General features: G+C 71.2%; 8 protein-coding genes and 1 pseudogene. All 9 read right to left on the minus strand.

The features are described from left to right. Positions 1-195, minus strand: a 195-nt coding sequence (locus C0461_RS13100; RefSeq protein WP_292107635.1) for a hypothetical protein, incomplete at its 3' end; no start/stop codon positions are given. Then, a complete protein-coding gene (gene gspK / locus C0461_RS13105) occupies positions 192-1,181 on the minus strand; it encodes a type II secretion system minor pseudopilin GspK (RefSeq protein WP_292107636.1) in 990 nt (329 codons plus the stop codon). The genes gspK and C0461_RS13100, both read right to left, overlap by 4 nt. Further along, on the minus strand, positions 1,178-1,759 hold the full coding sequence (gene gspJ, locus C0461_RS13110; RefSeq protein ID WP_292107637.1) for a type II secretion system minor pseudopilin GspJ: 582 nt from the start codon (positions 1,757-1,759) through the stop codon (positions 1,178-1,180). The genes gspK and gspJ overlap by 4 nt, the downstream gene beginning before the upstream one ends. After that, positions 1,756-2,112 carry a type II secretion system minor pseudopilin GspI gene (gene gspI / locus C0461_RS13115; protein WP_292107638.1) on the minus strand — a complete coding sequence of 119 codons (357 nt, stop codon included), beginning with the start codon at positions 2,110-2,112 and terminating at the stop codon, positions 1,756-1,758. The genes gspJ and gspI overlap by 4 nt, the downstream gene beginning before the upstream one ends. After that, positions 2,105-2,251, minus strand: a complete 147-nt coding sequence (locus tag C0461_RS13120) for a hypothetical protein (RefSeq protein ID WP_292107642.1) — start codon at positions 2,249-2,251, stop codon at positions 2,105-2,107. The genes gspI and C0461_RS13120 overlap by 8 nt, the downstream gene beginning before the upstream one ends. Positions 2,252-2,330: 79 nt before the next feature. Next, positions 2,331-2,633, minus strand: a pseudogene (locus tag C0461_RS14475) (prepilin-type N-terminal cleavage/methylation domain-containing protein); the annotation flags it as partial. Further along, complete coding sequence (gene gspG, locus C0461_RS13130) at positions 2,545-3,015, minus strand: type II secretion system major pseudopilin GspG (RefSeq protein WP_292107639.1); 471 nt, start codon at positions 3,013-3,015, stop codon at positions 2,545-2,547. The pseudogene C0461_RS14475 and the gene gspG, both read right to left, overlap by 89 nt. Positions 3,016-3,182: 167 nt before the next feature. Further along, positions 3,183-4,391, minus strand: a complete 1,209-nt coding sequence (gspF, locus tag C0461_RS13135) for a type II secretion system inner membrane protein GspF (RefSeq protein ID WP_292107640.1) — start codon at positions 4,389-4,391, stop codon at positions 3,183-3,185. Next, the coding region (gene gspE, locus C0461_RS13140; RefSeq protein WP_292107641.1) for a type II secretion system ATPase GspE at positions 4,391-5,677 on the minus strand (1,287 nt) is incomplete at its 5' end. The genes gspF and gspE, both read right to left, overlap by 1 nt.

Raw genomic sequence — 5,677 nt, forward strand, 5'->3', positions numbered from 1 at the left:
GGGCAGATCCAGCCAACGCACCATGACGTCGGCGCCGGGGACCACGGCCACGGTGCGCATGGGGGTCGGCGGTACGCCGGCCCGGTCGGGGGGCAGCAGGCCGCGCTGCAGCACGCGGCCGTCGCGGTCCACCGCCAGCCAGGGCGAGGGCTGGTCCGCCGAGGGCGCCAGCAGAAGAAGTCGGGTCAGGGTCATTCGTCGGTTGTCCATCGGCGCGCCACCGTGCGCACCGCCCCGCCGGGGGCGGCCTCGATCAGGGCGCTCATGACCGCCTCGGCGCCGCCATGGGCGACCCGGGCGTCGAGAGCGAAGAAGCGGGTCACAACGCCAGCCTGATCATAGGCGGCGTTGGAGGGGGTGATTCCCGCCAGGGTCGGCTGACCCCAGAAGGCCGTGCCGTCTGCCCACCCGCCGGGCGGCCGCGTCGCGATCACGCGCCGGGCGGCCGATTCCGACAGGCGGCCGTCGGTCATCATCACCAGCAGCACCGCCTGATCCGGCGTCAGGGTGTTCACATTGATCCCGGTGATGCCCGTCACCGGAAGGGCGCACAGATGGGGCCGCAGGCGGGCGTAGTCCTCGGCCAACACGCCGCGCACAGCGCGCAGTTCGCTGACCTCGGCCAGCAGCGTGCCGCCGGTGCGGTAGGGCGTGGCCTGACCGGCGTAGGCGCCGTCCTCGCCGCCCAGCGGCTCGGACCGGCTGTCGGTGTCGATCCAGTCCACCAGCCCGTCGGCCATGGCCCGCGCCCGCGCCTCGGCCACGCCCGCCGCGCGGGACAGGGCCAGAAACTGGCGCACGCCGTCGTCATTGCGGGCCAGCGCCTCGCCCTGTCCGGACACCACGCTGTTCAGGTTGAAGCACGCCTGCCCGTCCCGCACCGTCACGCGGATCGCCCCGCCCTCGTCGACCGGAAAGTCGAAGGTGCGGCCGTTCCATTCGGGCTCCAGCGGCGTGCGGCTGCTGTTCTGGTCCATCAGCCGCCGCACCTGGCTCCGCGCCAGGGTTTCGGCGCCAAGACCGTACCACTGGGCCTGATCCATGGCCGACGCGTTGGTGGCGCGGCGCACGGAGAAGCGGATGTCGTCCAGCATGACCACGGACAGCGCCGCCATCACCGCCACCAGCAGAAGGACGGTCAGAAGAGCCATGCCCTCGCGCTCGCGCCGGGACGGCTTCATGCGTCCGCCCCCGCCACCAGAAACAGCTGGCTGACCAGACCGTAACCCTCCAGCGTCAGGTCGATGCGCACCGCGTCCGGCAGAGGCCGGTTCTGGACCGGCCGCCAATCGGCGATGGGGTCGCCGTCCAGAATGGCCGTGACCTGGGCGCTCTCCACATTCTCCAGCAGCACCTGCGGCTCGGCCGGCCGGGCGCCGTCCAGACGCTCGCGCACCCGGCGCTCGAGCCGTCCGTCGATCAGACGGTAATCCACCCTCTGCATGGAGGCGCGCTCCGCCTCGCCGGGGTTGATCCAGCCGCGGCGGGTGACGGCGAACAGAGCCTCGCCCCCCAGCTCGAACGCCGCCTGGGGCGCCCCGTCCGCGCCGCGCACCCGCCGGGGCGCCGCCTGACCCAGATCGGCCCGCATCAGGGCGCGGGTGCGCTGGAAAGCGGCGGTGCGCTCGCCAGCGTCGCGCACGGCCAGACGGTTGTCGATGGAGAAGGACAGCAGACCCACGCCCGCCGAGGCGATCATGGCGAAAATGGCCAGGGCGACCAGAACCTCGACCAGGGTGAAGCCCGCGCGCCGGGTCATCGCACGCTCCGGAACACGGCCAGATCGGCGGCGTGCTCGCCGTTGTCGCTGACGGACACGTCGATGCGCAGAATACCCCGGTCCTGGGTGGCGGTGACGGTGCGGGTCCAGCGCCAGTCGCGCCCGGCCAGTTGCACCTGCCCGTCCTGGGTTCCCGGGGACGGCGGGTCGCGGGCGATCACGGCTTCCACCGCCACGTTCTCGGCCACCACGGCGCCGAAGGCGCGGGTCTCGGCGCGCACGGCCGAGCGCACCCCCTCGCCCATGAGGTTCAGCAGGGCCAGGGCCGCCAGGCTGAACACGCCCAGGGCCACCACCATCTCGATCAGGCTGAACCCCGGCCGCTCAGTCATCCACGCGCACCTCGCCGGAGCCGTCCACGGTCACGCTCACGGTCCCCTCGCCGCGCGACAGGGCCACGGTCAGGGGCTCGGCCATGCCGGTGGGGTCGAAGGCGGTGCGGGCCGTCTCGCGCGGCAGGGCCACGCGCACGTCCTCGCCCCAGTCCGTGCGGCGGAACAGGCCTGTCCTCCAGCGGACGCCACTCGCCGCCGGTGAAAACCTCGAAGCCGTAGCCGCGCGCGTCCGCCGTCACCGCCACGGGGCGGCCGGTCAGGATCGCCTCTTCCCGCGCCCGCACCAGACGGGCGGCGAAGACCTCGGCCTGCTGGCCCACCGGCGGGCGCGGATCGGGCAGGGTCATGACCACGGCGCCGGCGGCCAGCCCGATCAGGGCCGTGACCACCATCACCTCGACCAGGGTGAAGCCCGCGCGGCGGACCCGCTCAGCGCCAGTTGGAGATGTCGGCGTCATTGCCCTCGCCCCCCTCGCGGCCGTCGGCGCCCAGGGAGATGATCTCGAAGGGCCGGCCATCTCGGCCCGGCTGGCGGTACTGATAGGGATTGCCCCACGGATCGTCGGGCAGGCGGCGCACATAGCCGCCCTGACGGTAGCGTTCCGGCCGGTTCAGGCTGGCGGGCGGGCTGACCAGCGCCTGAAGGCCGTCCTCGGTGCGGGGGAAGGTCAGATTGTCGAGGCGATAGGTCTCCACCGCCTGCTCCAGCACCGCGATGTCGGCCCCGGCCTTCTCCACCATGGCGCGGTCCTGGGCGGGCAGCACGTTGATCACCACCACCGTGGCCAGCAGGCCGATAATGACCACCACCACCATCACCTCGACCAGGGTGAAGCCGGCGCGGGGCGATCGAGCCCCTCTCCCCGTGGGCGAGGGCTGCGCGCACGGATGCGCCAGCATCCGTCCTTCGCGCGCAGGGTGAGGGTTCGCTGTTCGCCGGCTGAAACATCCGACCCTCATCCCCCGCGCCAGGACGAAGCCGCTGCGCGCCTTCGTGCGCGGGTTCCCCCTTCTCCCATCGGGAGAAGGACTTTGGAGGCGTTCGAGCAATTTCATCATGACATTCCCTATCCGAGGGCCAGGGTGTTGATCTGAAGAATGGGCAGGAGGATCGACAGCACGATCACGGCGACGATCCCGCCCATGACGACGATGATGGCCGGCTCCAGCAGGCTCAGCATCACGGCGGTGAAGGTGGCGAACTCGCGCTCCAGATAGTCAGCGGCGCGTTCCAGCATGGGCTCCAGCCGGCCGCTGCTTTCCCCCGAGGCGGTCATGTAGACGAGGATGGGCGGAAACACCTCGGCCCGGCGCATGGCGGCCGACAGCCCGCCGCCCTCGCGCACGGATTCGGCCATGGATTCGGTGGCGGCCCGCAGCACGCGGTTGGAGACGGTGCGGGCGGTGATGGTCAGGCCTTCCAGAACGGGCAGGCCCGCCGCGATCATGGTGGACAGGGTCCGCGCCATGCGCGCGCCGTGCAGGTCGCGCATCAGCCGCCCGATCACCGGCAGCTTCAGCATCAGCCCGTCCATCTTCAGGCGGAAGGCGGGCTGGCGCAGGCCTGCCGCGAACAGCACGCTCCCGACCACCAGAAGGATCAGCACCAGCCAGCCCCAGTCGGTGATCAGGCCGGAGATCGCGATCACCACCCGGGTCAGCAGGGGCAGGGTCTGGTTCATGCTGGTGAACTGCTCCACCACGCGGGGGACTACGAAGGCCATCAGGGCGGCGATGACGCCAATGGCCACCACCGCCAGCACAATGGGATAGACCAGGGCGGTGATGACCTTGCCGCGCACCTGTTGCTCGCGCTCCAACAGATCGGCCATGCGCTCCAGGATCGGACCGAGGGCGCCGGAGCTTTCGCCCGCCGACACCATGGCCCGGTACAGGGGCGGGAAGGCCGGGCCCTGACGCCGCATGGCCTCGGACAGGCGGAAGCCCTCCAGCACCCCGGTGTGCACCCCCATCAGCACCCGGCGCACGGCGGGCCGCTCGCTCTGCAGGGCGATGGTGCGGACCGCCTCCTCCACCGGCGAGACGGCGACCAGGGTGGCCAGCTGGCGGGTGGTCAGGGCCAGGGTCTTGGACCCGAGACGCCCCCCGCCGGACCTGGTCTCGCGACTGGGCCGGGCCGATGACACCGACAACTCCAGCGGCATCAGCCGGCGGCGATCCAGCACATTGCGCGCCGTCGCCTCGTCCGGCGCGCTGACCACGCCTTTCAGGGTCCGACCCCTGGGGTCCACCGCCACATAGTCGAAGGCGGCCATCAGTCCGGATCCTCCACCGACTGGCGGGTGACGCGGACGGATTCCTCCACCGTGGTCACGCCCTCCAGCACCAGGGCGCGGGCGCGGCCCGACAGGCTGGCCTTCTTGCCCAGGGCCTCGGTGGTGATGGCTTCCTCGCCCGCTTCCTCGGCGATCAGGCGGCGCACGGCGTCGGTGACGCGGATGGTCTCATAGATGCCGACCCGGCCCTGATAGCCGGTCTGGTTGCAGTGGGCGCAGCCTGCGGCGCGCCAGATGGTCTTGCCTTCCTTGATCCCGGCCAGTTTGGCCGTGGCCTTGTCGGCAGGCTCCGGGCGGCGGCAGTCGGGGCACAGGCGCCGCACCAGCCGCTGGGCCACGATCAGACGGAGGGTGGAGGCCAGCAGGAACGGCTCGATGCCCATGTCGCGCAGGCGGGTGACGGCGCCCGCCGCATCGTTGGTGTGGACGGTGGACAGAACGAGGTGCCCGGTCAGGGCGGCCTGCACCGCGATCTGGGCCGTTTCCACGTCACGGATTTCACCCACCATGACCACGTCCGGATCCTGACGCAGGATGGCGCGCAGGCCTGCCGCGAAGGTCATGCCGACCTTGGTGTTCACCTGGGTCTGACCCACCCCGTCGATGGCGTACTCCACCGGGTCCTCGACGGTCAGGATATTGCGGCTGGCGTCGTTCAGCACGGACAGTCCGGCGTACAGGCTGGTGGTCTTGCCCGAACCGGTGGGGCCGGTGACCAGAATCACGCCGTTGGGCTCGGCCAGCGCCTGATTGAAGGCCTCCAGCGTGTGCGCGTCCATGCCCAGATCGGTCAGGCTGAGACCGGCCTGATCCTTGTCCAGGATGCGCAGCACCACCCGCTCCCCGGCCCGCGACGGCAGGGTCGAGACCCGCACGTCCAGCGTCTTGCCGCCTAGGGCCAGGGGGATGCGCCCGTCCTGGGGCACGCGCTTCTCGGCGATGTCCAGCCGCGCCATGACCTTGATGCGCGACACCAGAAGCGGGGTGATGCGGCTGTTCAGACGCAGGGCCTCGTGCAGCACTCCATCCACGCGCATGCGGATCAGCAGGGCCTGCTCATAGGGCTCGATGTGGATGTCCGAGGCGCCGGAGCGGACGGCCTCGGCGATCACCCCGTTGATCAGCCGAATCACCGGGGCGTCGTCGGTGACGTCCAGCAGGTCGGCGGCGGCAGGCATGTCGTCGATCAGCCCGTCCAGCCCGGAGGGCATGTCGAACTCGCCCGGCTCTCCGCCCGAGAAGGGATCGTCGGCGTAGATTTCCGA

Origin of the sequence: Brevundimonas sp. (assembly GCF_013823285.1) — a bacterium.
Taxonomy (GTDB): domain Bacteria; phylum Pseudomonadota; class Alphaproteobacteria; order Caulobacterales; family Caulobacteraceae; genus Brevundimonas.

Excerpts from the sequence above, each read along its gene's own strand:
- gspK (WP_292107636.1), bottom strand. The coding sequence starts at position 1,181 with ATGAAGCCGTCCCGGCGCGAGCGCGAGGGCATGGCTCTTCTGACCGTC.
- gspI (WP_292107638.1), bottom strand. The coding sequence starts at position 2,112 with ATGACTGAGCGGCCGGGGTTCAGCCTGATCGAGATGGTGGTGGCCCTG.
- gspF (WP_292107640.1), bottom strand. The coding sequence starts at position 4,391 with ATGGCCGCCTTCGACTATGTGGCGGTGGACCCCAGGGGTCGGACCCTG.
- gspJ (WP_292107637.1), bottom strand. The coding sequence starts at position 1,759 with ATGACCCGGCGCGCGGGCTTCACCCTGGTCGAGGTTCTGGTCGCCCTG.
- gspG (WP_292107639.1), bottom strand. The coding sequence starts at position 3,015 with ATGCTGGCGCATCCGTGCGCGCAGCCCTCGCCCACGGGGAGAGGGGCT.